The organism is Ensifer sp. 22460, assembly GCF_052044935.1.
GTDB lineage: Bacteria > Pseudomonadota > Alphaproteobacteria > Rhizobiales > Rhizobiaceae > Ensifer.
The window spans coordinates 175096-198570 of sequence record NZ_JBQENZ010000002.1; the positions used below are offsets into that span (position 1 = coordinate 175096).

Genomic DNA, 23475 nt, shown 5'->3' on the forward strand with positions numbered 1-23475 from the left:
ATTTCCATGAACATGCACTCGTTGCGCCTCGACGGGGCGATCACGGCGCTCGTCACACCGTTTCGCGACGGCAAGGTCGATGTCGCCGGTCTGATGTCGCTGGTCGAATGGCAGATACGCCACGGCATCTCCGGCATCGTCGCTTGCGGTACCACCGGCGAGGCGCCGACGCTGTCGCGTACCGAGCGGACAATGGTGATCGAGCGCTGCGTCGAGGTCGCCGAGCGGAAGATCCCCGTTATCGCCGGAACCGGCACCAACAGTACCGAGACGACGATCGACCTGACGGCGGAAGCCAAGGCGCTCGGCGCCGATGCGGTGCTCATTGTCGCGCCCTATTACAGCAAGCCGTCGCAGGAGGGGCTCTATCGGCACTTCGAGGCGGTCACCAGGGCGGTCGATTTGCCGGTCATCCTCTACAACGTGCCCGCCCGCACCGGCGTCGATCTGACACCGCGAACGCTTGAGCGGCTGGCGGAGCTTCCCGGCATCGTCGGCATCAAGGATGCGACCGGCGACATCGGCTGGCTTCTTTCGATGTCGGCTGAGCTGAAAAACCGCCTTCGTCCGCTTTCCGGCCATGACCAGACGGCGCTGCCGTTCAATCTTTGCGGCGGACACGGCACCATATCGGTGGCGTCCAATGTCGTTCCGCGGCTGGTGGTGGCGATGCATCAGGCAATCACGACCGGCAATACAGGGGCGGCGCTTGCCATCCATGAACGGATAAGGCCGTTGCTGGTGGCACTGGAGCGCGAGACCAATCCGGGACCGATCAAATATGCGCTGCATCTGGCGCGCGCCCTCAGCCCCGAACTGCGCTTGCCATTGACGCCGGTTGCGGCGGAAACGGCGGCCGAGATTCGTGCGGCACTCGAGCCGCTCACCGAACTTCCGTCCTCCACCCATATCGGCCGCGGCGTCCGCATCGCGCTCGCGAGCTGAGTTCCCTCAACAATTCCCGTCCTGCCAGCATCCCCTCATTCGTTGAGCTCGGTGCGCGGGACCTTATGTCAAAAAGGAGACAGATCATGTCACGCTTGCCGCATCTTGCCGCTCAGGCCGAACAGCGCCGACGCGCCCAGGGCAACGAAAACATCGAGAACCGCCAGGATAACGACAGCGCGGTTCGCGACGTCTTTCTCGGCATCGGCGTCCGCCTCGGTATCGTTCTCGGCCTTGCCTATGGCATCCAGGCCGCCATTCCGTGGATTGCCGGTTAAGCCTTTTTCCGATCAACGAGGATCATTCCATCATGGGCAGTACGCAGCAGATTCGGCGTGGTTTTCGCGCGCGCGCACGTTTCGTCGTTGGCCGCGACAGGCACGGCTGGTGGGTCGTTTCCGACCGCAAGGGCGTCGTTGGCGGCCTCTTCACCAACGAGACGGCGGCGATCCACTTCGCCGTCGAGGCCAGCGATCGGCATCCGGAGGAGGTGTGCCGCGCGCCGGAAGGTGCAGCTATCGATCTCGATACGTTTTCCCGTCCACCGAAGCCGCGCCGTGCCCACTCCTGACAGCGCTTGAGGCCGAGATTGCCGACGAACCATTGCCGGACTGATCGATCGGGAAACCGTCGGGAGGCCCTGGAGGAGGCCGCATTCGCGGTCTCCCATCGCAATTCTTGCTGTTGCTTGCAAAGCAGGTGATGCGGGTCCATTCTTGCGAAGCCATCATGTCCCGGCTGGCTCCGCATTCGCCGTGCCAGCCTGGTTCGTTCGAAGGTTCGTCGTCGATGAACTGCCACGAGTGCGGTTGCGAGATCCAAGGCGGGTTTGCGTTTTGCCCGAATTGCGGTGCCAAGCAGCATAGCCCGTGTCCCGGTTGCGGCGCACTCTGCCCGCCACACTTCTCGTTTTGTCCCACCTGCGGCACCCGGCTTGGAAGCCCGGCACCAATAAAGCCGACGGTTTCGCCACCTGCGACGGCACAGACGCCTCGGGCGCGACCTTCTGGCGGAGAGGAGGCGGGCGCCGACCGCCGCACAGCCACCATTCTCTTTGCCGACCTCTGCGGCTTTACTGGTCTCAGCGAGCAGGTGGATCCGGAGGTCCTCAGGGCCTTCCAGAACGAACTCTTCGAAGAACTGACCGAGGCGGTCGAGGCTTACGGTGGCTTCGTCGACAAATTCATTGGCGACGCGTTGCTTGCCCTTTTCGGCGCGCCGGTGGCGCACGAGGACGACTCCGAGAGAGCGCTTCGTGCCGCGCTCGACATGGTCGGTCGGGCAAGGCGGGTCGGCGAACGCTGGCAGCGGCGGATCGGCGAGCCACTGAACCTCCATATCGGGCTCAACACCGGAACGGTCGTGGCCGGGCGTTTGGGCGCTGGCGACGGCAAAGCCTATTCGGTGACCGGCGACGCAGTCAACACGGCGCAGCGGCTGCAAACGCTGGCAGGGCCTGGGGAGATCCTCGTCGGGCCGGTGACCTATCGGTTGACCTGCCACGCCTTTGCCTACGAGGCGCTTGGCGCGACGACGTTGCGCGGCAAAGCGGAAAGCGTCGAGGTCTACAGGCTGACGCAGTCTCTGGAGGCACCACGCACGGCACGTGGTCTCGAAGCGCTGGGGCTCGGTGCGCCGCTGATCGGACGTGAGGCGGAGATGAAGCGCCTCATTGATTGCCTCGAGCTTGCCTGCGGCGGGACGGCGCAGCTGGTGCGCCTGACGGGTGAGGCAGGGCTCGGGAAGTCGCGGCTGGTCAAAGAATTCCTCGAACGGGTGGCCGCGGATCCGCGCTTCTCGAACGTCGTCGTTCGTCGTGCCGGCAGTTCGTCACTCGGAGAACCGTCCTATGGCGTTCTCGCGGCGGTGCTGCGCGGTGCCTACGGGATTTCGATGAGCGACAGCCTGCAGCGGACGACAGAGCTACTCGCCGCGGGACTGGCCGAGATCGGATTTGCGCAAGACAAGCTCGAACAGCTCGTGCCGCTGTTCCTGCGGATCCTCGGCATGGATTCCCAGGATGAGCTGTTGCGCCATGTGGAGCCGGAACAAATGCGCCGGCAGCTTTTCGCGGGGGTGAGGGCGATTTTTGAACGACGCCTGTCACGAACGCCCTTACTGCTCGTGATCGAGGATTTGCACTGGGCCGACGCTGCCTCGCTCGAGGCCATATCCTTCGTCCTCGAGCGGACGGAAGGCAGCCCGTTGATGCTGCTCACCACCCAGCGGCCCGACGCCGATGCCGATCAGCTGAAGCCCGGCCATACAAACTTGACGGCGTTGCGCCTCGCACCGCTTTCGGAAGCCGACAGGCGTCGGCTGCTTGCGGCATTCTTCGGTAGGGATGGGCTGCCTCAGGCGCTCGCCGAGCGCATCTTGGCACGGGCCGGGGGCAATCCCCTGTTCATCGAGGAAATCGTGCGCGGCCTGATCGATGTATCCGCCGTGCAGCGGGTCGGCTCGACCTGGCGGGTGGTGGAGCGCGAAGCGGCCGCCGACATTCCGGTGACCATCGAGGCGATACTGCTCGGCCGCGTCGATCGGCTGCCGCCGGACGCCCGCCGAATGCTGCACCACGCTGCGATGATCGGGCCGCGCTTCGATGCGGATCTGCTGCAAGCGGTTTCGGGGCGGACGCCGGTGGATACGGTTCTTGATCTGCTCTGCGATGCGGAGATCATCGAAGAAGCCAGGGACGGCGGCGGGTTCCTGGGCACGCAGACCTATCGTTTTACCCAGACTTTGCTGCAGGAGGTGGTCTACAACAATCTGCTGCTCAGTCGGCGCACGGACGGGCATGCATTGATCGGCAAGGTGCTGGAGCGCCGGTTCGGCGAGGATACCGACCGGCCCGAGGAAATGGCGCTGCTCGGCCACCATTTCGGCCTCTCCGAACAGAAGGCCAAGGGCGCACGTTACCTGGTCGCGGCTGGAGACCGGGCGCGGGCGCTCTATGCCAATGATGATGCCATCCGGCTTTATGAACAGGCGATGGCGGCACTGGCGGCCACCGGCGAACAGGGGCCCGAATGGCTTGCCGCACGCGAACGCGTCGCCGATCTCCTGGGCCCGACCGGCCAGCGCGAGGCGGCGGTTCAGCACTACGGCGCACTGTTGGAGATTTACAGCGCGATGGACGACCGGATTGCCGCGGCACGAATCCGGCGCAAATTCGGCCATCATCTCTGGGAAACCGGGCGGCGTGACGAGGCGTTGGCTTCCTTCGCGGCCGCCGCCGAGCTGCTCGAAGGCGTGAGCGCGCCGATTGAAGGTGCGCATCTTTCACAGGAATGCGGCCACCTCGCCTTCCGCATGGGAGACTATGCCGGCGCCCTCAAGGCGGCGGACGACGCCCTGGATCGCATTGCGGCCTATACGCCGGAGACCCCAGAGACTGAGCGGGAGGCGATGCGGGTCACGGCCGAAGCGCTGAACACCAAGGCCGTGACGCTTGCCCGCCTTGGCCGCAGCGCCGAAGCGATCGGTATCGTCGAGCGAAGCGTCGCGGCAGCGGAAGGCGCGAACCTGTTGAATGCCGCCTGCCGCGGCTATACCAATCTGGCGGTGTTCTACGCGGTCACCGATCCGAGACGTGCGATTGAGGTTTGCCGCTGCGGTTTCGACATGGCAAGGCGTATCGGCGACCTCGGTTTTCAGGCGCGCCTGCTCGCCAACCTTGCCGTCGCCTATTGCACCTTCACCGATCGCTGTGCGCCGGACGGCGTGCCGGCAGCCGAGCGCGCGATTGCGATTGACCGGGAACTCGACCAGCGCGACCACTTGCCGGTGTCGCTGCTGGTGCTCGGCCAGATCCATCAGTGTCATGGCCGGGCAGATGTCGCCCGCGGCCTTTATCAGGAGGCGCTCGACCTTTGCGGAGAAACGCAAGAGGCGCAGCTCCTGTTTCCGTGTTATGATGGCTTGGCGACGCTTTGCCTGGACGCCGGCGATCTCGATGCAGCGGAAAGGTACTTCGCCTTGGCGAGAGACATATGTGCGCAACATGGTCTCGATCCCGAGGCGTTGATGATTTTGCCGTTTCTCGACTGATATTTCCGATCGTCGCCTGGGGCGCGGCGTCCACGTTTTGATTGCTGCGCACAGCTTGCCGGAGAAAAAGCGCCTGCCTTGCCACAAGGCGTACCAGGAGCGTTCCGGCCGGGATGAGGAGATGAAACATGGTTGAGCCGCTGAGTGGACGGCCGTTGCAGCCGGGGGATCGGGCGCCGAATGTGGTGCTCGACGCAATCACGCAGGAAGGTCAGATCGCCCTTGATGATTTTCGCGGCCGCAAACCGGTCCTGGTCGGCCTGTTCCGCGGCCTGCATTGTCCGTTCTGCAGACGGCAGATCGCCGCCATGGCGCAACTCGACGGCGCCTTGCGGGAGCGGGGCATCGAGAGCCTGACGGTGGTCAATACGCCGATCGATCGAGCGCGCCTCTATTTCCGTTATCATCCTGTGCCGAATTTGCTGGCCGCCGCCGATCCCGAACGGGTCTCGCATCGGGCGTTCGGGCTGCCCAACCTCGAATTCACCGAGGACGAGGACGCCTGGCCGTACAAGATCGCCCAGAAGACGATCATGGCGATGAAGGTGAATATGCCGGGCGAATTGCCGGAACCGATGGACCCGATCGCAGCTATGGCCTATCTCGACAAGGCGGAAGGCTACCAGATCACCGAGGCCGACGAACGGATGATGGCGACCGGGGCCGGGCAACTCGTCGGCGAGTTCCTGCTCGATCGTGATGGCGTTGTGCGCTGGAGTTTCACGGAAGTACCGGACGGCGGCCAGAACATGTTCGGAGCCCCGCGTCGCGACGAATTGATGTCCGCCGCCTCCGCCATGGTGCATTAAGGCGTCGACTTTGGATGGTTGGCCGTCGACGGCGGTTGGCGGTGATCCTGGAACAAGGCCCCGTCGGTCCGGTGATCGACGGGGTTTTTCGTCGCGATGTTATCGCAAAACCGCTGCGCACTTTTGCGCGACATACTTTAGCCGAGTGAAGCGATCGCCTCGTCGATCAGCGCGACGATCTCCTTTGGATGCGATGCAAGCGAGGCGTGGCTGGCGTCGAGGGTGATGATCTTCTTTGCCTTGATGCGTTCAGCCATCCACTGTTCGGTTTCCGGCGGGATCATGTTGTCGTGGCGCGATACCTGGTACCAGCTCGGCTTTTCCTTCCAGGCCGGGGGGCCGGCCTCGTCTTCAAAGCAACGCCCGGCAATCGGCTTCTGCGTCACCGCCATGACCAGCGCGTCGGTCTCGTTCAAATCCTGGCCGAAGCTCTGGCGGAAGGTGTCTTGCGCCAACCAGAGGAAGCCATCCTTGTCGGGGCGGATACTGGCAGCACCGGAGGGTGGATTACGCCGCGCAAAAATGCTGCCGAGGCTGTCGCCCTCATCCGGCGCGAAGGCCGCGACATAGACGAGGCCAACGACATTGGCTGCATGGCCGGCGCCGCTGATCACCGCGCCGCCATAGGAGTGGCCGACAAGCAGGGTCGGGCCATCAAGCGATTCCGCCAGTTTGCGCGTGCGCTCGATGTCGTCGGCAAGCGAGGTCAGTGGGTTCTGCACTGCAGCGATCCTGTAGCCCTTGGCGTGGAGTGGCGGGATCACGTGACGCCAATGGGAAGCATCGCCCCAGGCGCCGTGTACGAGCAGGATGTTCTTGACGGCAGGCATTGTCCGTTCCTTTCTCATTCAGAGAAGATGTGGTCGGCACGACGTCGCGTTCGCGTATCGAGACGCGAGATGGGTGGCCGGCCGTTGGTCACGGATGCGATTAAAGGTCTGCGGGTGCGATCGGATTGCGAATGCAAACTAGGGCGCGGAACGGGGCGCTTCCATGGCGCAAGACATTAAACTTCGTACAGAATTGGGATGGGTGGAGGGTGTCGCCAACCGGCGCGTCCCGGGACAAACGAAAAGGGCCTCTCGATTTCTCGAAAGGCCCTTGGAATTCGAATGGTGGGCGTGACAAGGATCGAACTTGTGACCCCTACGATGTCAACGTAGTGCTCTCCCGCTGAGCTACACGCCCATCCGATGTCGGCGCATAGACCACAAAACCCGTTGTCGCGTCAATAGGGTTTTCGAAGGTTTTTTGACAGAAATTTCGAAGGCATGTTTTTTCCCATCCGGGGGTCGGTCGCGGCGGCGTGGCGAGGGCCCGGATTTGCGGGATTCCTGCTAAGGCCTTGAAACGAAAAGACCGCCGGAGATCCTTGTGGATCGCGGCGGTCGATCGGAAATCGTCTTGGCTTGTCGCCACAGTGTGCCGCAAGCGGCAGCGACTGTGGAAAACTAGTCGCTTAAGCCGCGGCCAGCATCTTGTTGACCTCGTCGACGAGGTCGCGGAGGTGGAAGGGCTTCGAAAGCACCTTGGCATCTTTCGGCGCCTTGGAGTCGGGATTGAGCGCAACGGCGGCAAAGCCGGTGATGAACATGACCTTGAGGTCCGGATCGAGTTCGGTCGCGCGGCGCGCCAGCTCGATGCCGTCCATCTCGGGCATGACGATGTCGGTGAGGAGAAGCGAGAATGGCTCCTCGCGAAGCCGGTCATAGGCGCTGGCGCCGTTGTCGTAGGACATGACCTTGTAGCCGGCCTTTTCGAGCGCCTTGACCAGGAACCGGCGCATATCGTTGTCGTCTTCGGCAAGAAGGATTTTCGCAGTCATGAATTCGGCCGTGCTTCTCTTTTTTCAGTTTATTGCGCGTAGATTGCGGCGTTTTATCCAAACCCCAACGCGGTAAATATCTCGTGAACGCGGGACGTCAATTCCCCGGGAGCTGTGATTGGTCACTATGGACACAGAGCGGACCAACTGGCAACATGATGACAATTGTAAGAACCGCATATGGTAAAAAAGGGTTCAGATGGGGGAAATTGCGGAGAGGGAACTGTTTGAGGTCCTGGAACCTCCGATCCAGCGCATTCCCTTTGTGTTCAATTCACCGCATAGCGGTCGGTCCTATCCCCAGCGCTTTCTCGATCAGTCGCGGCTCGACGCTGTTTCGATTCGCCGGTCGGAAGACCACTATGTCGATGAGCTGTTTCAGAACGCGACTTTTCTCGGAGCGCCGATGCTGCTGGCGCATTTCCCGCGCGCCTTCCTCGACGTCAACCGTGAGCCCTATGAGCTTGACCCGCGCATGTTCGACGGCCCGCTGCCGCCGCACGCCAATATCAGCTCGATGCGCGTCGCCGGCGGCCTCGGCACGATACCGCGGCTGGTCGCCGAGAACATGGAGATCTACCGCGGACGTTTCCCGGTGGAAGACGCGCTGACGCGGATCGAGACGATCTACAAGCCCTACCATGCCACCCTGCGCAAACTGATCGCGCGCACCCACGTGCAGTTCGGCCTGTCGGTGCTGATCGATTGCCACTCGATGCCCGGGAACGTGCATCTGCCCGGCAGCGCCCAGCGTCCCGACTTCATCATCGGCGACCGCTACGGCACCAGTGCCGCGGGTGAACTGTCGCGCGCCGCAGTCGATCTGTTGCAGCAGCTCGGCTATAGCGTCGTGCGCAACAAACCCTATGCGGGCGGGTTCATCACCGAGCATTACGGTCGCCCGACACGCGGGCTGCATGCGCTGCAGATCGAGATCAACCGGGCGCTCTATGTGGATGAGACGACGCTGGTGCGCAAGCCCGGCTTCGGCGTGCTGGTTGCAGATCTCACGACCTTCGTCGCGTCGCTTGCCCGCCATGTCGAAGACTACGGCGCCTACCTTCCGCTCGCAGCGGAGTGACCTTCGGATTTTCTGTCGCGGAGCTTCAAAAAAAACCGCGCCAACGGCGCGGTCAAGTCTAGGGAGGAAACACCCAAGGAGGGTATTTACAGTCACAGGTGACTGTACCCAAACCTTAATATTGCACTGCACAAATGTCAAGTTGAAGCAGTGAAGACTTTTGCAGTGCATCAAACGTTTTTCAGTCGAAAGCGGTATCTGAACCGATTGAAACGCTAGAAATATGAAAACACAGGCGATTTGGCGGCTGCTGCCATCGCATCAGCGCGTTTGCCTTTCGGTAAATTTCGTCTATGCAGGACGAACCTTCCTTCGTCCATGCTTCCCTGAGAGAGAGCCATGCTGCCTGACCGCGCCTTCTTCGATCGCCTTGCTGAAGCTGCCAAGGCAGAGACCCTGCCGCGATTCCGGATCGGCACCAGCGTGGTCAACAAGATCGAAGGCGGCTTCGATCCGGTAACGGAGGCGGACCAGTCGGCGGAAGCTGCGATCCGTGCGCTGATCGAGAAGCATTTTCCGGAGCATGGCATCCTTGGCGAAGAGCATGGCAATGTCGGGCTCGACCGCGAATATGTGTGGGTCATCGACCCGATCGACGGCACGCGCGCCTTCATTTCCGGCCTGCCGGTCTGGGGCACGCTGATCGGCCTCTATCGCAATGGCGAAGCGGTCATGGGCCTGATGGATCAGCCGTTCACCGGGGAGCGCTATTTCGCCGATGGTGAGAAGGCGACCTACCGGGGTCCCGGTGGCGAAAAGGTGCTTTCGACCCGTGCATGCAATTCGCTTTCGGATGCGGTGCTGTTCACCACATCGCCGCACCTCTACACCGGCGCGTTCAAGACTCGCTACGAGGCGCTGCAGAGCAAGGTCCGGCTCTTCCGATACGGCTGCGATTGCTACGCCTTCGCGCTGCTCGCCGCGGGTCATATCGACCTGGTGATCGAATGCGGACTGAAACCCTACGACGTCGGCGGCCTCATTCCGCTGATCGAGCAGGCCGGCGGTATCGTCACCAACTGGCAAGGCGGACCGGCGGAAATGGGCGGCGAAGTCATCGCTGCCGGCAGCGCCGAACTGCATGCTCAGGCGCTGGAAATCCTCAAAGGCTGAGGCCGCCACGCTCCGGCGCTGATACCGAAGCGAGATGCGAAATCAAACGATTGGCGAGTGTGCCCGCCTGTATCAGGCGGCGCTGTTTTCGCGTTCGTCACCCTCTTCGGGGATGACAAAGGCAAGGATCGCGGCCATCGCCTGGGCGCGATAGCGATCCGCTTCATGCAGCAGTTCGTGGCGGGCGCCATCGATCGGGATCATCTGGGCGGCGCGGAAGTTGCGCGCCAACCACTCGACGGCGAGATGCGGCACCAGACGGTCAGCCGTCGGCGCCAGGATGATCGTCGGCAGGGTGATGCGCGTCAGATGCTCGCGACGGATGACGCGGCGCATGGCGCGGAAGGCCTCGCTCAGCCAGCGCGCGGTGGGCGGGCCAAGCCTCAGTTCCGGATGCGTGTCGGTCAGTGCGATGTTGCGCAGGTAGCGGCGCCGGTCCGCCGTCAGCACGTTGCTTTCGAACGGGCGGTTGCCCTTGTCGGGATGGGCCGGCAGGGTGCCGAGGCCGATGCAGCGCATGAGGGTCGCAATCGCCGCAATGCTGGGCTCGCCGAGCGCCTGTCCGCCAAGGCCGACGAAGGGTGCCAGCACCACCAGCCGGTCGATCCGGCTTGCTAGCATCGGTGCCAGCGACAGGGCAACGAGCGCACCCATGGAATGGGCGACGATCGAGAAGGGCAGGCGCGTATCCGGCAGCACGATCTGTTCGAGGAAGGTGCTGAGGTCGCGTTCATAGTCGGAGAAGTGGTCGACGTAGCCGCGGCCCGGGTGTGGCAGCAGCCGCTCGGAGCCCGCCTGGCCGCGCCAGTCGAAGGTTGCGACCCAAAGACCTGCAGCCGTGAGATCAGCGATCGTCTCGAAATATTTCTCGATCGATTCGTTGCGGCCCTGCAGCAGGACGACCGTGCCGCGCGCAACAGGCTGTTTCGTCCTGAAGATCGCGTAGCGAATCTTGCGACCGCCGACGCCATCGAAGAACCCAGCCACGTAGTTTTCCGGGGTCGGATTGTCCGGTGTCGAGTGGAGGATCGAGGTCATGACGTGGTGACGGCCAAGAGCGGGTTGATCGGTATCATCAAGGGATAGGCGGCAGGGTCTCAGTCGTCAAAGAAAAAAGCCGGAAACGGTGGGTGAAATCCGGACGATCACCGTTTCCGGCTGCTGAAGAGGAAGGGACGTATCACTTCAGCCTGGGAGTTGCCGCCCAGAGTTTTCTTCTAGCCCACCGGGCCTGAACGGAAGCCGAAGCGGCCGTTCATGTCGGGTTCACGGGAAAATCGTAAGCGCTCGCGTCTTGAAGTCGCGAATTTTCCTCCCCAAATCAGGGTCACGGGCGCCGAAGACGGGTCCGTTCACCGGTCTTGCCGCTGCCAGAATGGGGTGGCCGACCAGACATCGCAAACCGTTGCTCCAAGGAGGACACAATGCGTCACTTTGATTTCTCTCCCCTTTACCGTTCCACCGTTGGCTTTGATCGCCTGTTCACGATGCTCGACAGCCTCGGCCAGCCGGGTGAAGCTCAGACCTATCCGCCCTACAACATCGAACGCACCGGCGAAAACGCCTACCGCATCACCATGGCCGTTGCCGGCTTTGACGAGAGCGAGCTTTCGATCGAGGCCCGTGAGCACACGCTGACGGTCAAGGGCGAAAAAGCCGAGGAAAAGGGCGACGAAAGCCAGTTTCTCCATCGCGGCATTGCCAAGCGTGCCTTCGAGCGCCGCTTCCAGCTCGCCGATCACGTGGAGATCAAGTCCGCTTCGCTGAAGAACGGCTTGCTGCACATCGACCTCACCCGCGAGATTCCGGAAGCAGCCAAGCCCCGCCGGATCGAGATTTCGTCCGTTGCCTCGCAGCCGAAGCAGATCGAGGCCCAGACCCTCTAACCGCGAAGACAATCTCCCAAGACAGGCGGCGCCCCNGCGCCGCTTTTTTATTGGCTCATTGAAATCACGCAGTTCCGAACGCAGCCCGCGTCAGATTTTCCTGACTTTCTAAAGCGTGTCGCGATCTTTCAGATTCGCTCCTTGCGCTTTAAGTTTTTGATGTTTCGCATGTCGTTGTCGCAAAACCGCTGCGCACTTTTGCGCGACAGGCTTTAGGATCTGGCCGGCGCGGGCACGGCGGAGGCCTGCTTCTTGGCGGCGTAGCGCTGTGCGATGACGGCGCAGGCCATCAGCTGGATCTGGTGGAACAGCATCACCGGCAGCACGATCGCGCCGATGTTCTGCCCGGCGAAGATGGCGCTCGCCATCGGAACGCCGCTCGCAAGGCTCTTCTTCGAGCCGCAGAAGGTGATGGCGATCTCATCCGCCTTGTCGAAGCCGAGCAGTCGGCTGCCGAACATGGTGACGGCGAGCACGAGCGCCAGCATGACAATCTCGATGACGACCAGGACGCCGAGATCTGCCAGCGAATAGGTCTGCCAAAGGCCCGATGTCACCGCCTGGCTGAAGGCGAGATAGACGACCATCAGGATCGAGCCGCGATCGACGGGCGCCAAGAGTCCCTTGCGCGCCCGGATCCAGTTGCCGATCAAGGGCTGCAGCAGCTGGCCGATGACGAAAGGGGCGAGCAGTTGCAGCAGGATCTGCTCCAGTGCATCGAGCGTCACGCCGCCGTGGCCGCCGGCGGTAAACAGCAGCCCGACCAAAAGCGGCGTCAGGAACATGCCGAATATGTTGGAGGCGGAGGCCGAGCAGATCGCCGCCGGCACATTGCCGCCGGCCATCGAGGTGAAGGCGATCGAAGACTGCACCGTCGAGGGCAGCACGCAGAGGAACAGGATGCCGGTGTAGAGCGACTGCGGAAGGATCGAGGTTGGGACGAAGCCGATTGCAAGACCGATCAGCGGGAAGAGCACGAAGGTGGAGGCGAGGATCGTCAGGTGCAGCCGCCAGTGCAGGATGCCGGCGATCACCACGTCGCGCGAAAGGCGCGCGCCGTGCAGGAAGAAGACCATGCCGACCGCCACCTTGGTCGCTAAACCGAACCAGGCGGTTGCCTCACCATGGATCGGCAGGACGGATGCCAAGAGCACCGTCGCCAGAAGCAGGATGGTGAAGGTATCGGGAAGGTAGCGGCGCATATCCGGTCACTTGCTGTTATCAAACGTCTTGCCGGGATCACTCATTATGAAGCAGGATGCAAGGAATAACAGTTATCGCGATTTGGGATGAGCCATGCTGGATCTCGTGCAGTTGCGCAGCTTCGTCGCGCTCGAACAGATGGGCAGTTTCACACTCGCGGCGGAGAAACTGTCGCTTGGGCAATCGACCGTCAGCCAGCATATTCAAAGGCTTGAGGCATCGCTCGGGCGAACCCTGGTTGCCCGCGATACCCACCGTGTTTCGCTGACGGCGGATGGGCTGGCACTGCTTGCCCATGCGCGTTCGATGCTGACGATCGACGGCGAGGTGCGTGCGCTTTTTGCCGAAAGCAGTCTGCGTGGTCGCCTGCGGCTTGGTGTTTCCGAGGATTTCGTCATGAGCCGGCTGCCGGCGGTACTCGAAGATTTCGTCCGTGCTCATCCGTCGGTCGATCTCGAACTGACCGTGGCGCTCAGCGGCGTGCTTTACCAGATGCAGGACAACGGCGAGATCGATCTCGTGCTCGCCAAGCGCAGGCTCGGCGACGTGAGAGGCGAGCTCGTCTATCGCGAGCCGCTCGTCTGGCTCGCCCGCGACCCCGAAAGGATCAGGCGTGACAAGGTGCTGCCGCTGATCGCCTTTCCGCCGCCGAGCATCACCCGCAGCGTCGCGCTCGAAGTGCTCGACCGGCATCGCCTGCCGTGGCGCATCGTCTGCACCTGCGGCAGCCTCAGCGGGCTGACGGCGGCCGCGCGCGCCGGAATGGGGGTGCTCGTGCAGCCGCGCAGCATGGTGCCGCAGGGGTTGAAGGAGATCCCCGCCGGCGCCCTGCCGCCGCTCGAAGACGTCGAGTTCGTGCTGGTGCCGAGCAAGGGCGTGGACCGCAAGCTGAGTGCAGCACTATCGGCCGAGATCCTCTCCAATGTGAGGACACTGCAGGGACAGGCTTGATGCGGGGGATCACCCCGCTCAGGTCGCGAGATGGTCGTCCGGATGGAAAAGCTGGCCGTTTTCCTGGAACTGCTTCAGCACGCGGCGACGAACCGGTCGACGTCGTCGGCCTTCGTCGCAAAGCTGGTCACGAGGCGGTAGAGACCCTGATCCGGCGCAAGACTTCCATCGAGGTCGTGGGGCACGGGCCAGTCGTAGAAGACGGCGCCATCCTGCCTGAGCTTCGTGGCCACGTCTTTCCTGATGATGGGGAAAACCTCGTTGGCGTCCGCCTGCCAGGCGAGGCGGCTCGTCTTCGAGGCGGCGATGCCCTCGGCGAGGCGTGCAGCCATCGCGTTGGCATGGCGCGCGAGGTTCAGCCAGAGATCGCCGGCGAAGTAGGCGTCGAACTGTGCGGAGACGAAACGCGACTTGGAGAAGAGTTGGGCCGAGCGCTTGCGCAGGAAATGCATTTCGTGCGCCTTCGAGAGATCGAAGAGCACCAGCGCTTCGGCGCACCAGCAGCCGTTCTTGGTGCCGCCGAAGGAGACGAGATCGACACCGCGCTTCCAGGTCATTTCAGCGGGCGTTGCGCCAAGGCCGACGAGCGCATTGGCGAAGCGGGCACCATCCATATGCAGCGGCAACTTGTGCGCCTTGGCAACGGCCGCGATCGCCTCGATCTCCGAGAGCGAATAGACCGTGCCGCTTTCCGTTGCCTGGGTCAGCGAGACCGCTGTCGGCTGGCCACCGTGGACATTGTCGAGCGGAAAGCGCCGGATCTCGGCTTCGAGGCGCGCGGCCTCCATCTTGCCCCGCGGTCCATCGACAGGCTTCAGCCTGGCGCCGTGCGAGAAGAATTCCGGCGCGCCGCATTCATCGGCGATGACATGCGCTTCGCGATGGCAGAAGGCGATGCCGCCTGCGCGATTGGCTGTCGCAAGTGCCAGCGAATTGGCAGCCGTTCCGGTGCCGACGAAGAAGACTGCGACATCCCTTTCGAAGATTTCCGCGAACTTCTTCTCCACCTTCCGGTCAAGCTCGCTGGTGCCATAGGCGGACGCATATCCGCCGGCATGCGCCATCAGGCTTTCGGCAATCGCGGGATGGGCGCCAGCCCAGTTGTCAGACGAAAAAATCATCACATTCCACCCTGTATTACAGTCTTTTCGACGGATTTGGCCGACCTTAGCCGAGTTCTCGGCCGGATCAATCACGGTCGGCGGCCGAAAGGCCAACTGGAGACCAGTTTGAAACCAAAAGGAAGAAAACGCCGGAAAGCCGTAATTAAATTATAAAAGCCGGAAACTTCCGGCAATGTTCGGCAAAATCTTCTCTATTATTTGCTGATATGCCTCTTGCGGAGGGGGGGAGTTTCTGGCATAGAGCACATGAAATAGGACAGGTTTGCTGTCCTATTTCGGTCTAGGGACCGGAACAATCGCCGCGAGTGCCTAAAAAAATGGCACCCGGCGTGCGAAGCGGGGGGATTTGCCGGATTTCATCCGGTTGTTATCGCCTGCCGTCAGGATGGTCGCAGACATCAGTGCCTGATGATGCCGTGCTTATTTGCGACCTGATCAGGATCATGAGACGATAGTGCCCCGGCTTTTTGGCGTGCCTTTGCGCGCAACGAAGAGCCATGCGCGGGCGGTGCCATGCCCGGCGGTGCCGGGTTTAACAGGAGGGAAAACGATGACGGATCATTCGCCATCACAGCAATCTGGGCTCAACCTCGCACACAGCGTTGCGACGGCTGAAAAAACGCCCGCATTCCCGACTGGCCTGCCGCGAAAACAGGGTCTCTACGATCCGCGCAACGAACATGACGCCTGCGGCGTCGGTTTCGTCGCGCATATGAAGGGTCAGAAGTCGCACCAGATCGTGCGCGACGGCCTGTTCATGCTCGAAAACCTGACGCACCGCGGTGCCGTCGGTGCCGACCCGCTGATGGGCGACGGCGCGGGCATTCTCGTGCAGATTCCCGACCGCTTCTTCCGCGAGGAGATGGCCAAGCAGGGCATCACCCTGCCGAAGGCGGGCGAGTACGCCGTCGGCCATATCTTCATGCCGCAGGACGATGCGCTCGTCGAACACTTCAAGCAGGTGATCAAGGACGTCGTCGCCGAAGAGGGCCAGGTGCTCATCGGCTACCGCGACGTGCCGGTCGACAACGCGTCGCTGTCGAAGGCGCCCGAGATTGCCGCGACCGAGCCGCGCCATGTCCAGATCTTCATCGGTGCCGGCCGCGACGCCGCCACGAACCCCGAGTTCGAGCGTCGTCTCTTCACGCTGCGCAAGGTGATCTCCAACCGCATCTATGACGAATACAAGGGCGAGGAGAGCAATTTCTACCCGGTATCGCTGTCGTCCTCGACGATCGTCTACAAGGGCATGTTCCTGGCGTACCAGGTCGGCGCCTATTACAAGGACCTGTCCGATCCGCGGTTTGAGAGCGCGGTGGCGCTCGTGCACCAGCGCTTCTCGACGAACACCTTCCCGTCGTGGAAGCTCGCGCATCCCTACCGCATGGTCGCGCATAACGGCGAAATCAACACGCTGCGCGGCAACGTCAACTGGATGGCCGCGCGTCAGGCGTCGGTATCTTCGCCGCTCTTCGGCGAGGATATCTCAAAGCTCTGGCCGATCTCCTATGAGGGCCAGTCGGACACCGCCTGCTTCGACAACGCACTCGAGTTCCTGGTGCAGGGCGGCTATTCGCTGTCGCATGCTGTCATGATGCTGATCCCGGAAGCCTGGGCCGGCAACCAGCTGATGTCGCCCGAGCGCAAGGCTTTCTACGAATACCATGCGGCGCTGATGGAGCCGTGGGACGGACCGGCGGCAGTCGCCTTCACCGATGGCCGCCAGATCGGCGCGACGCTCGACCGCAACGGCCTGCGTCCGGCCCGCTACATCGTCACCTCTGATGATCGCGTCATCCTTGCTTCGGAATCCGGCGTGCTGCCGGTCGACGAGGACAAGATCGTCAAGAAGTGGCGCCTGCAGCCGGGCAAGATGCTGCTGATCGATATGGAGCAGGGCCGCATCATCTCCGACGAGGAGGTGAAGTCCTCGCTCGCCCAGAAGCACCCCTATAGCAAGTGGCTTGAAGACACCCAGCTCATCCTCGAAGAACTGAAGCCGGTGGAGCCGCGCGCGCTGCGTCGCGACGTCTCGCTCATCGACCGCCAGCAGGCCTTCGGCTACACGCTCGAAGACACCAAGATCCTGATGTCGCCGATGGCGACGACCGGCCAGGAGGCGATCGGCTCGATGGGCACCGATACGCCGATCTCGGCGATGTCGGACAAGCGCAAGCTGCTCTATACCTATTTCAAGCAGAACTTCGCGCAGGTTACCAACCCGCCGATCGACCCGATCCGCGAAGAGCTGGTGATGAGCCTCGTCTCCTTCATCGGACCGCGCCCGAACATCCTCGATCACGAGGGCATGGCCCATGCCAAGCGGCTCGAGGTGCGCCAGCCGATCCTGACCAATGGCGATCTCGAAAAGATCCGCTCGATCGGTCACACGGAAGATCGCTTCGACACCAAGACGCTCGATTTCACCTATGACATTTCGCGCGGTGCCGAAGGCATGCCCGATATGCTCGACCGTCTCTGCGAACGCGCGGAAGCGGCGGTGAAAGGCGGCTACAACATCATCGTGCTGTCGGACCGCCAGGTCGGTCCGGACCGCGTGGCGATCCCGGCGCTGCTTGCGACCGCCGCCGTGCACCACCACCTGATCCGCAAGGGCCTGCGCACGTCAGTCGGCATCGTGCTCGAATCCGGCGAACCGCGCGAAGTGCACCACTTCTGCCTGCTCGCCGGCTACGGCGCCGAGGCGATCAACCCCTATCTCGCCTTCGACACGCTGATCGACATGCACAAGCGCGGCGAGTTCCCCAAGGAGGTCGATGCGAGCGAGGTCGTCTATCGCTACATCAAGGCCGTCGGCAAGGGCATCCTCAAGGTCATGTCCAAGATGGGCATTTCGACCTACCAGTCCTATTGCGGCGCGCAGATCTTCGACGCCGTCGGTCTGTCGTCGAAGCTGGTCAACCAGTTCTTCTTCGGCACGGCGACGACGATCGAAGGCATCGGCCTCGAAGAGATCGCCGCCGAGACCGTCGCCCGCCACAAGGCGGCGTTCGGTGCCGACCCGGTTCTCGCCAACACGCTCGACATCGGCGGCGAATATGCCTTCCGTATGCGCGGTGAAAGCCACGCCTGGACCCCGGACGCGATCGCATCTCTGCAGCATGCCGTGCGCGGCAACGCGCAGGACCGCTATCGCGAATTCTCCGAGATGGTGAACAACTCGGCGCTACGCATGAACACCATTCGCGGCCTGTTTACGGTGAAGAGCGCCGAGGCTCTCGGCCGCAAGCCGATCTCGGTCGACGAGGTCGAGCCGGCTACCGACATCGTCAAGCGCTTCTCGACCGGTGCTATGTCCTTCGGCTCGATCAGCCGCGAGGCGCATACGACGCTCGCAATCGCCATGAACCGGATCGGCGGCAAGTCGAATACCGGCGAGGGCGGTGAGGAGAGCGACCGTTACCTGCCGCTGCCGGACGGTTCGATGAACCCCGAGCGCTCGGCGATCAAGCAGATCGCGTCCGGCCGCTTCGGCGTGACCACGGAGTACCTGGTCAATGCCGACATGCTGCAGATCAAGGTGGCGCAGGGCGCCAAGCCCGGCGAAGGCGGCCAGCTGCCCGGCCACAAGGTCGATGCGACGGTTGCCAAGACCCGGCACTCGACGCCTGGCGTCGGCCTGATCTCGCCACCGCCGCACCATGACATCTATTCGATCGAAGATCTGGCGCAGCTGATCTACGATCTGAAGAACGTCAATCCGGAAGCGGACGTCTCGGTCAAGCTCGTCTCGGAAGTCGGCGTCGGCACGGTTGCCGCCGGCGTCGCCAAGGCGCGCGCCGACCACATCACCGTCGCCGGCTTCGACGGCGGCACCGGCGCCTCGCCGCTGACATCGCTGAAGCACGCCGGCAGCCCGTGGGAAATCGGTCTTGCCGAAACCCAGCAGACGCTGGTCTTGAACGGCCTGCGTTCGCGCGTCGCCCTTCAGGTCGACGGCGGTCTCAAGACCGGCCGCGACGTCATCATCGGGGCGCTGCTCGGTGCCGATGAGTTCGGCTTTGCCACCGCGCCGCTGATCGCTGCCGGCTGCATCATGATGCGCAAGTGCCATCTCAACACCTGTCCCGTCGGTGTCGCCACCCAGGACCCGGTTCTGCGCAAGCGCTTCAAGGGCACGGCCGAGCACGTCATCAACTACTTCTTCTTCGTCGCCGAGGAAGTGCGCGAGATCCTGGCTTCGCTTGGTGTGCGCAAGCTTGACGAGATCATCGGTGCCTCCGAGCTGCTCGAAAAGGACGGTGCGCTTGCCCACTGGAAGGCGAACGGCCTCGACTTCTCGAAGATCTTCCACAAGGTGGAAGCCGCCAAGGAAGAGACCTACTGGACCACACGCCAGAAGCACCCGATCGACGACATTCTCGACCGCAAGCTGATCGAGGAAGCCAAGGTCGCGCTCGAAACCAAGGCGCCGGTCAAGATCGAAGCTGCGATCAAGAACGTCGACCGCTCGGCCGGTGCGATGCTCGCCGGTGCGCTTGCCAAGCGCTGGGGCCACAAGGGCCTGAAGGACGACACCATCCACGTGACCCTGAGGGGCACGGCCGGCCAGTCCTTCGCCGCGTTCCTGGCACGCGGTATCACCTTCGACCTGGTGGGCGACGGCAACGACTATGTCGGCAAGGGTCTTTCGGGCGGACGCATCATCGTCCGGCCGCCGGAAAACGCGACGATCGTTCCGCAGGAATCGATCATCGTCGGCAACACCGTGCTTTATGGCGCGATCTCGGGCGAGTGCTACTTCAACGGCGTTGCCGGCGAGCGCTTCGCCGTGCGCAACTCCGGTGCGGTCGCGGTCGTCGAGGGCGTGGGTGACCATGGCTGCGAATACATGACCGGCGGCGTCGTCGTCGTTCTCGGCACGACGGGCCGCAACTTCGCGGCCGGCATGTCCGGCGGCGTTGCCTATGTGCTGGACGAGGAGGGTGATTTCGCCCGTCGTTGCAACATGGCGATGGTCGAGTTGCAGCCGGTTCCGGAAGAGGACGACATGCTCGAGAAGCTGCATCACCACGGCGGCGACATCATGCACAAGGGCATGGTCGACGTCTCCGGCGACATGACGCGTCACGATGAAGAGCGGCTCTATCAGCTGATATCCAACCACCTTCACCACACGGGTTCGCCCCGGGCGAAGGAGATTCTCGATCACTGGACGGATTACCGGCCGAAATTCCGCAAGGTCATGCCGGTCGAATACCGCCGTGCGCTCGAGGATATGGAACGCATGAAAATGGCAGAGGCGGCTGAATAGGAGGCCCCGGTGACCAAGGCTCCCGGTTCATCACAGACTGGTTCGGGGGTCCCTCACGCGCGCTTGTCAAAAGCGCCTGTTCAGACGCAAAGCTTTCAGGATAGTACGATGGGTAAGGTAACTGGATTTCTCGAGATCGACCGGCAAGTGGCAAAGTACCAGCCGGCATCCGACCGCATTCGCCATTTCCGTGAATTCACCATTCCGATGTCAGAACCGGAAGTGCAGAAGCAGGCTGCTCGCTGCATGGACTGTGGCATCCCCTATTGCCATGGGCCGACCGGCTGCCCGGTGCACAACCAGATCCCGGACTGGAACGACCTCGTCTACAACGGCAACTGGGATGAGGCGATCCGCAACCTGCATTCGACCAACAACTTCCCGGAATTCACCGGCCGCGTCTGCCCGGCGCCGTGCGAGGAAGCCTGCACGCTGAACCTCGAAGACACGCCGGTGGCGATCAAGACGATCGAACAGGCGATCGCCGACAAGGCCTATGAGATGGGCTACATCGTGCCGCAGCCGGCCGTCACCAAGACCGGCAAGAAGGTCGCGGTCATCGGCTCCGGCCCGGCCGGCATGGCGGCAGGCCAGCAGCTTGCCCGCGCCGGCCACGAGGTTCACGTCTACGAGCGCGAGACCAAGGCCGGCGGCCTGCTGCGCTACGGCATTCCGGACTTCAAGATGGAGAAGAACTTCATCGACCGCCGCGTCGAACAGATGAAGGGCGAAGGCGTCACCTTCCACTGCGGCATCAATGTCGGCGTTGACGTGCCGATGCAGCGCCTACTCGACGACCACGATGCTGTGCTTTATTGCGGCGGTTCGGAGACGCCGCGTGACGCGGGCATCCCCGGTGTCGAATTCGCCGGTGTGCATGATGCGATGCCCTATCTCGTGCAGCAGAACCGCCGCGTCGGCCGCGAGAACATCGACAGCGTCGGCTGGCCGTCGCAGCCGATCCTCGCCGGCGGCAAGCACATCGTGGTCGTCGGCGGTGGCGATACCGCGTCGGACTGCGTCGGCACCGCCTTCCGCCAGGGCGCGGTCAAGGTGACCCAACTCGACATCCGCCCGCAGCCGCCGGAGAAGGAAGACAAGCTTGCCGTCTGGCCGTTCTGGGCAACGAAGATGCGCACCTCGTCCAGCCAGGCCGAAGGGGCTATCCGCGAGTTCCAGGTGGCGACGCTCGAATTCATCGGCGACGAGGATGGCAACCTCACCGGCGTGAAGTGCTGCCAAGTGGACGATCGCCGCAAGCCGGTCGCCGGCACGGAGTTCATCATCAAGGCGGATCTTGCCTTCATCGCCATCGGCTTCCGCGGTCCGTTTACCAGCAGCGTGCTCAAGGATCTCGGCGACAAGCTGACGCTCAACACCGACCGCCGCGGCTCGACCAACGTGGTTGCCAACGAGCGCGACTACAAGACCTCGGTCGAGAAGCTCTGGACCGCGGGCGACGTGCGTCGCGGCCAGTCTCTGGTCGTCTGGGCGATCCGCGAAGGCCGCCAGGCGGCGCGTGCGATCGACGAGGCGCTGATGGGCTCAACCACCCTGCCGCGATAAACGGTTTACTCCCAAGCATGAAAAAAGCCCCGCAGAGATGCGGGGCTTTTTTGTGGGCTGTTGCCGGAGGCCCGACAGCCTTGGGCCGCGGCTGGTTCTAGATCATTTCATTGTTTCGTCGAAACGGTGAAATGATCTAAGTCTCTGAAATAGCGCAATTCCGGACGGAAAACCGCTTCACACTTTTCCTGGAATTGCTCTTAAGCGCGTCGCGATCTTTCAGATTCGCTCCTTGCGCTTTAAGTTTTTGATATATCGCATACCGCAAAACCGCTGCGCACTTTTGCGCAACAGGCTTTAGTTGCGGATCACCGGATTGCTGATGACAGTGCTTGGCTTCGACAGGCGGAAGTCGTCGACGCGGCCGGTCGGTGCGGCGGCGATATCGCCCTTGTCGACCAAAAGGTCGCGCGGGCTCTTGCCATTGCCCTTGTCCGGGGCGGCGTTGCCAAGCAGGGACCCCGCGCCATCCAGCGCCGGATCGGTCAAGCCGATCGGCTGGGTCTTGACGATATCCTCGTTGCCGAGCGGCGCCGTCACCACCAGGTCCTTGAGTTCGCCCGCCCCGGGCACGTTCTTGTCCGTCGCGGCGGCATCGCCGAGCAACCGGCGAATGTCCTTCTCGACGTAGAAAGCCAGCTTGCGCTTGCCGGCCTTGGTGAGGTTGATGCCATCGGCGCCGCGCAGACGAACCTGCTGGCCGTTGATGTCGGAGCCGGTCAGGACGAATTTGCCGCCCTCGTCGACGAAGCCATCCCAGATGTCGACGAACTGGCCGCCGACCTTCTCGATCTCCTCGCGATAAATGCCGTTGAAGGTCACCATGTCGGCGGTCATTGCGGCGGACTGGAACGGCGGCATGCCGACCCAGAGAACCGGCAGCTTCTCCTTGCGGGCAAGGGCCGCCAGCGCATTGACGCGCTTGCGATACTCCTCGGTCCAGAGATCGCTGCGGAACTTCTCCTTGACGTCGCCCATCTGCATCTGCTGCCGATCGTTGGCGCCGAGGCTGATGATGATCACGGATGGCTTTAATTCGCCGACGTAGCCGGGAAGGGTGCCCGGCCAGTTGAAGTAATCTTCGCGCACCAGGCCGGACGAGCCATTCGCCCGTGTCTCGACGGCGATGCCGGGCGTCATCTCGAAGGCGGTCTTCAGGCCGTCGCCGAGGCTGCCGGCCATGAAGTCGCCGACGACCAGAACCTTCTTGGCGTCGGCCGCTTTCTCCACCACCACCGGCGCGACTGCCGGCGTATCGGCGATCTTCGGCTTCTGCTTCTGTTGCCCCTGGCCCTTCTGGCGCTGTTGCTGCTGGCGTTGGCGTTTTGGGCGCGGCTGCTCAGGGAAATAGGAGCGATCCTCGTAGACCGGCCGCTCGCGCGCCAAGCCACCGAAAAGCACCTGGAAGAGAGTGCGCCGCTGGACGCGCTCCTGTGCTTCGGCAAAACCGGCGTAGAGGCCAACGACAAGCATCGCCAGAGCGGCCATGCAGACCATCGCGATTGCGAACGGCTTTCGCCCGTGTGGTTTGCGACGCTTGCTTGTCATCTGTTTTTTGCCCGTCCATTGCGTGTTCGGGCGGCCATGGACCGCTGTCACGTTGCAGCGCGCCGCACGGGTGCAGCGCGCTTCTCTTAGTTTATCTCA

Annotated in this window: 17 protein-coding genes and 1 tRNA gene; 11 read left to right on the forward strand and 7 right to left on the reverse strand. The window is 62.8% G+C overall.

The features are described 5' to 3' along the window. The first annotated feature begins 6 nt into the window (after positions 1–6). The 5 genes from dapA to ACTJKM_RS03095 all read left to right on the forward strand — a co-directional run bounded on the left by dapA (position 7) and on the right by ACTJKM_RS03095 (position 5804). A complete protein-coding gene (dapA, locus tag ACTJKM_RS03075; RefSeq protein ID WP_058325922.1) occupies positions 7–945 on the forward strand; it encodes a 4-hydroxy-tetrahydrodipicolinate synthase in 939 nt (312 codons plus the stop codon). Between the two features lie 86 nt (positions 946–1031). Next, the gene (locus ACTJKM_RS03080) at positions 1032–1223 is read left to right on the forward strand and encodes a hypothetical protein (protein ID WP_058325921.1); all 192 of its coding nucleotides are present in this window, start codon (positions 1032–1034) and stop codon (positions 1221–1223) included. 32 nt (positions 1224–1255) lie between these two features. Then, on the forward strand, positions 1256–1516 hold the full coding sequence (locus ACTJKM_RS03085; RefSeq protein ID WP_057254619.1) for a hypothetical protein: 261 nt from the start codon (positions 1256–1258) through the stop codon (positions 1514–1516). 218 nt (positions 1517–1734) lie between these two features. Next, a complete protein-coding gene (locus ACTJKM_RS03090) occupies positions 1735–4995 on the forward strand; it encodes an adenylate/guanylate cyclase domain-containing protein (protein ID WP_058325936.1) in 3261 nt (1086 codons plus the stop codon). 128 nt (positions 4996–5123) lie between these two features. After that, a complete protein-coding gene (locus ACTJKM_RS03095) occupies positions 5124–5804 on the forward strand; it encodes a peroxiredoxin-like family protein (protein ID WP_058325920.1) in 681 nt (226 codons plus the stop codon). Between the two features lie 137 nt (positions 5805–5941). Here the strand turns inward: ACTJKM_RS03095 and ACTJKM_RS03100 are convergent, their stop codons facing one another. The 3 genes from ACTJKM_RS03100 to cpdR1 form a co-directional block, all read right to left on the reverse strand. Continuing rightward, complete coding sequence (locus tag ACTJKM_RS03100) at positions 5942–6634, reverse strand: alpha/beta fold hydrolase (RefSeq protein WP_057254621.1); 693 nt, start codon at positions 6632–6634, stop codon at positions 5942–5944. A gap of 283 nt (positions 6635–6917) precedes the next feature. Next, positions 6918–6992, reverse strand: a tRNA-Val gene (locus ACTJKM_RS03105). A gap of 271 nt (positions 6993–7263) precedes the next feature. Continuing rightward, positions 7264–7629, reverse strand: coding sequence for a response regulator CpdR1 (cpdR1, locus tag ACTJKM_RS03110; protein WP_034786813.1), 366 nt, complete (start codon positions 7627–7629; stop codon positions 7264–7266). Positions 7630–7828: 199 nt separating this feature from the next. Between cpdR1 and ACTJKM_RS03115 the strand changes: the two genes are divergently transcribed. Together ACTJKM_RS03115 and hisN are read left to right on the forward strand one after the other, a co-directional pair. Continuing rightward, positions 7829–8710, forward strand: a complete 882-nt coding sequence (locus tag ACTJKM_RS03115; RefSeq protein WP_058325229.1) for an N-formylglutamate amidohydrolase — start codon at positions 7829–7831, stop codon at positions 8708–8710. Positions 8711–9049: 339 nt separating this feature from the next. Continuing rightward, positions 9050–9823, forward strand: a complete 774-nt coding sequence (hisN, locus tag ACTJKM_RS03120; protein ID WP_058325919.1) for a histidinol-phosphatase — start codon at positions 9050–9052, stop codon at positions 9821–9823. Positions 9824–9895: 72 nt separating this feature from the next. Here the strand turns inward: hisN and ACTJKM_RS03125 are convergent, their stop codons facing one another. Continuing rightward, a complete protein-coding gene (locus ACTJKM_RS03125) occupies positions 9896–10861 on the reverse strand; it encodes an alpha/beta fold hydrolase (RefSeq protein ID WP_057254624.1) in 966 nt (321 codons plus the stop codon). Positions 10862–11247: 386 nt separating this feature from the next. Here ACTJKM_RS03125 and ACTJKM_RS03130 point away from each other — a divergent pair, with 386 nt between their 5' ends. Continuing rightward, positions 11248–11709: an Hsp20 family protein gene (locus ACTJKM_RS03130; RefSeq protein WP_057254625.1), complete on the forward strand. Its 462-nt coding sequence runs from the start codon at positions 11248–11250 to the stop codon at positions 11707–11709. A gap of 212 nt (positions 11710–11921) precedes the next feature. Here the strand turns inward: ACTJKM_RS03130 and ACTJKM_RS03135 are convergent, their stop codons facing one another. Continuing rightward, complete coding sequence (locus ACTJKM_RS03135; RefSeq protein WP_058325227.1) at positions 11922–12911, reverse strand: bile acid:sodium symporter family protein; 990 nt, start codon at positions 12909–12911, stop codon at positions 11922–11924. Positions 12912–13005: 94 nt separating this feature from the next. On the opposite strand from ACTJKM_RS03135, the gene ACTJKM_RS03140 reads away from it, so the two are divergent. Beyond that, positions 13006–13863: a LysR substrate-binding domain-containing protein gene (locus tag ACTJKM_RS03140; protein ID WP_058325918.1), complete on the forward strand. Its 858-nt coding sequence runs from the start codon at positions 13006–13008 to the stop codon at positions 13861–13863. Between the two features lie 74 nt (positions 13864–13937). On the opposite strand, the gene ACTJKM_RS03145 is transcribed toward ACTJKM_RS03140, so the two are convergent. Next, positions 13938–14984 (reverse strand): threonine aldolase family protein, encoded by a 1047-nt coding sequence (locus tag ACTJKM_RS03145; RefSeq protein WP_058325917.1) that lies wholly within the window; start codon positions 14982–14984, stop codon positions 13938–13940. 553 nt (positions 14985–15537) lie between these two features. Here ACTJKM_RS03145 and gltB point away from each other — a divergent pair. After that, entirely contained in the window at positions 15538–20262 is a 4725-nt protein-coding gene (gene gltB / locus ACTJKM_RS03150; RefSeq protein ID WP_058325916.1) for a glutamate synthase large subunit, read from the forward strand. A 108-nt stretch (positions 20263–20370) separates the two neighbouring features. Further along, positions 20371–21828, forward strand: a complete 1458-nt coding sequence (locus tag ACTJKM_RS03155) for a glutamate synthase subunit beta (RefSeq protein WP_058325223.1) — start codon at positions 20371–20373, stop codon at positions 21826–21828. A 297-nt stretch (positions 21829–22125) separates the two neighbouring features. On the opposite strand, the gene ACTJKM_RS03160 is transcribed toward ACTJKM_RS03155, so the two are convergent. After that, complete coding sequence (locus tag ACTJKM_RS03160; RefSeq protein WP_058325915.1) at positions 22126–23376, reverse strand: SGNH/GDSL hydrolase family protein; 1251 nt, start codon at positions 23374–23376, stop codon at positions 22126–22128. Between the last annotated feature and the right edge of the window lie 99 nt (positions 23377–23475).

Bases quoted from the DNA above. Each gene is read 5' to 3' on its own strand.
- dapA (WP_058325922.1), top strand. From the start codon at position 7: ATGAACATGCACTCGTTGCGCCTCGACGGGGCGATCACGGCGCTCGTC.
- ACTJKM_RS03080 (WP_058325921.1), top strand. From the start codon at position 1,032: ATGTCACGCTTGCCGCATCTTGCCGCTCAGGCCGAACAGCGCCGACGC.
- ACTJKM_RS03085 (WP_057254619.1), top strand. From the start codon at position 1,256: ATGGGCAGTACGCAGCAGATTCGGCGTGGTTTTCGCGCGCGCGCACGT.
- ACTJKM_RS03090 (WP_058325936.1), top strand. From the start codon at position 1,735: ATGAACTGCCACGAGTGCGGTTGCGAGATCCAAGGCGGGTTTGCGTTT.
- ACTJKM_RS03095 (WP_058325920.1), top strand. From the start codon at position 5,124: ATGGTTGAGCCGCTGAGTGGACGGCCGTTGCAGCCGGGGGATCGGGCG.
- ACTJKM_RS03100 (WP_057254621.1), bottom strand. From the start codon at position 6,634: ATGCCTGCCGTCAAGAACATCCTGCTCGTACACGGCGCCTGGGGCGAT.
- cpdR1 (WP_034786813.1), bottom strand. From the start codon at position 7,629: ATGACTGCGAAAATCCTTCTTGCCGAAGACGACAACGATATGCGCCGG.
- ACTJKM_RS03115 (WP_058325229.1), top strand. From the start codon at position 7,829: ATGGGGGAAATTGCGGAGAGGGAACTGTTTGAGGTCCTGGAACCTCCG.
- hisN (WP_058325919.1), top strand. From the start codon at position 9,050: ATGCTGCCTGACCGCGCCTTCTTCGATCGCCTTGCTGAAGCTGCCAAG.
- ACTJKM_RS03125 (WP_057254624.1), bottom strand. From the start codon at position 10,861: ATGACCTCGATCCTCCACTCGACACCGGACAATCCGACCCCGGAAAAC.
- ACTJKM_RS03130 (WP_057254625.1), top strand. From the start codon at position 11,248: ATGCGTCACTTTGATTTCTCTCCCCTTTACCGTTCCACCGTTGGCTTT.
- ACTJKM_RS03135 (WP_058325227.1), bottom strand. From the start codon at position 12,911: ATGCGCCGCTACCTTCCCGATACCTTCACCATCCTGCTTCTGGCGACG.
- ACTJKM_RS03140 (WP_058325918.1), top strand. From the start codon at position 13,006: ATGCTGGATCTCGTGCAGTTGCGCAGCTTCGTCGCGCTCGAACAGATG.
- ACTJKM_RS03145 (WP_058325917.1), bottom strand. From the start codon at position 14,984: ATGATTTTTTCGTCTGACAACTGGGCTGGCGCCCATCCCGCGATTGCC.
- gltB (WP_058325916.1), top strand. From the start codon at position 15,538: ATGACGGATCATTCGCCATCACAGCAATCTGGGCTCAACCTCGCACAC.
- ACTJKM_RS03155 (WP_058325223.1), top strand. From the start codon at position 20,371: ATGGGTAAGGTAACTGGATTTCTCGAGATCGACCGGCAAGTGGCAAAG.
- ACTJKM_RS03160 (WP_058325915.1), bottom strand. From the start codon at position 23,376: ATGACAAGCAAGCGTCGCAAACCACACGGGCGAAAGCCGTTCGCAATC.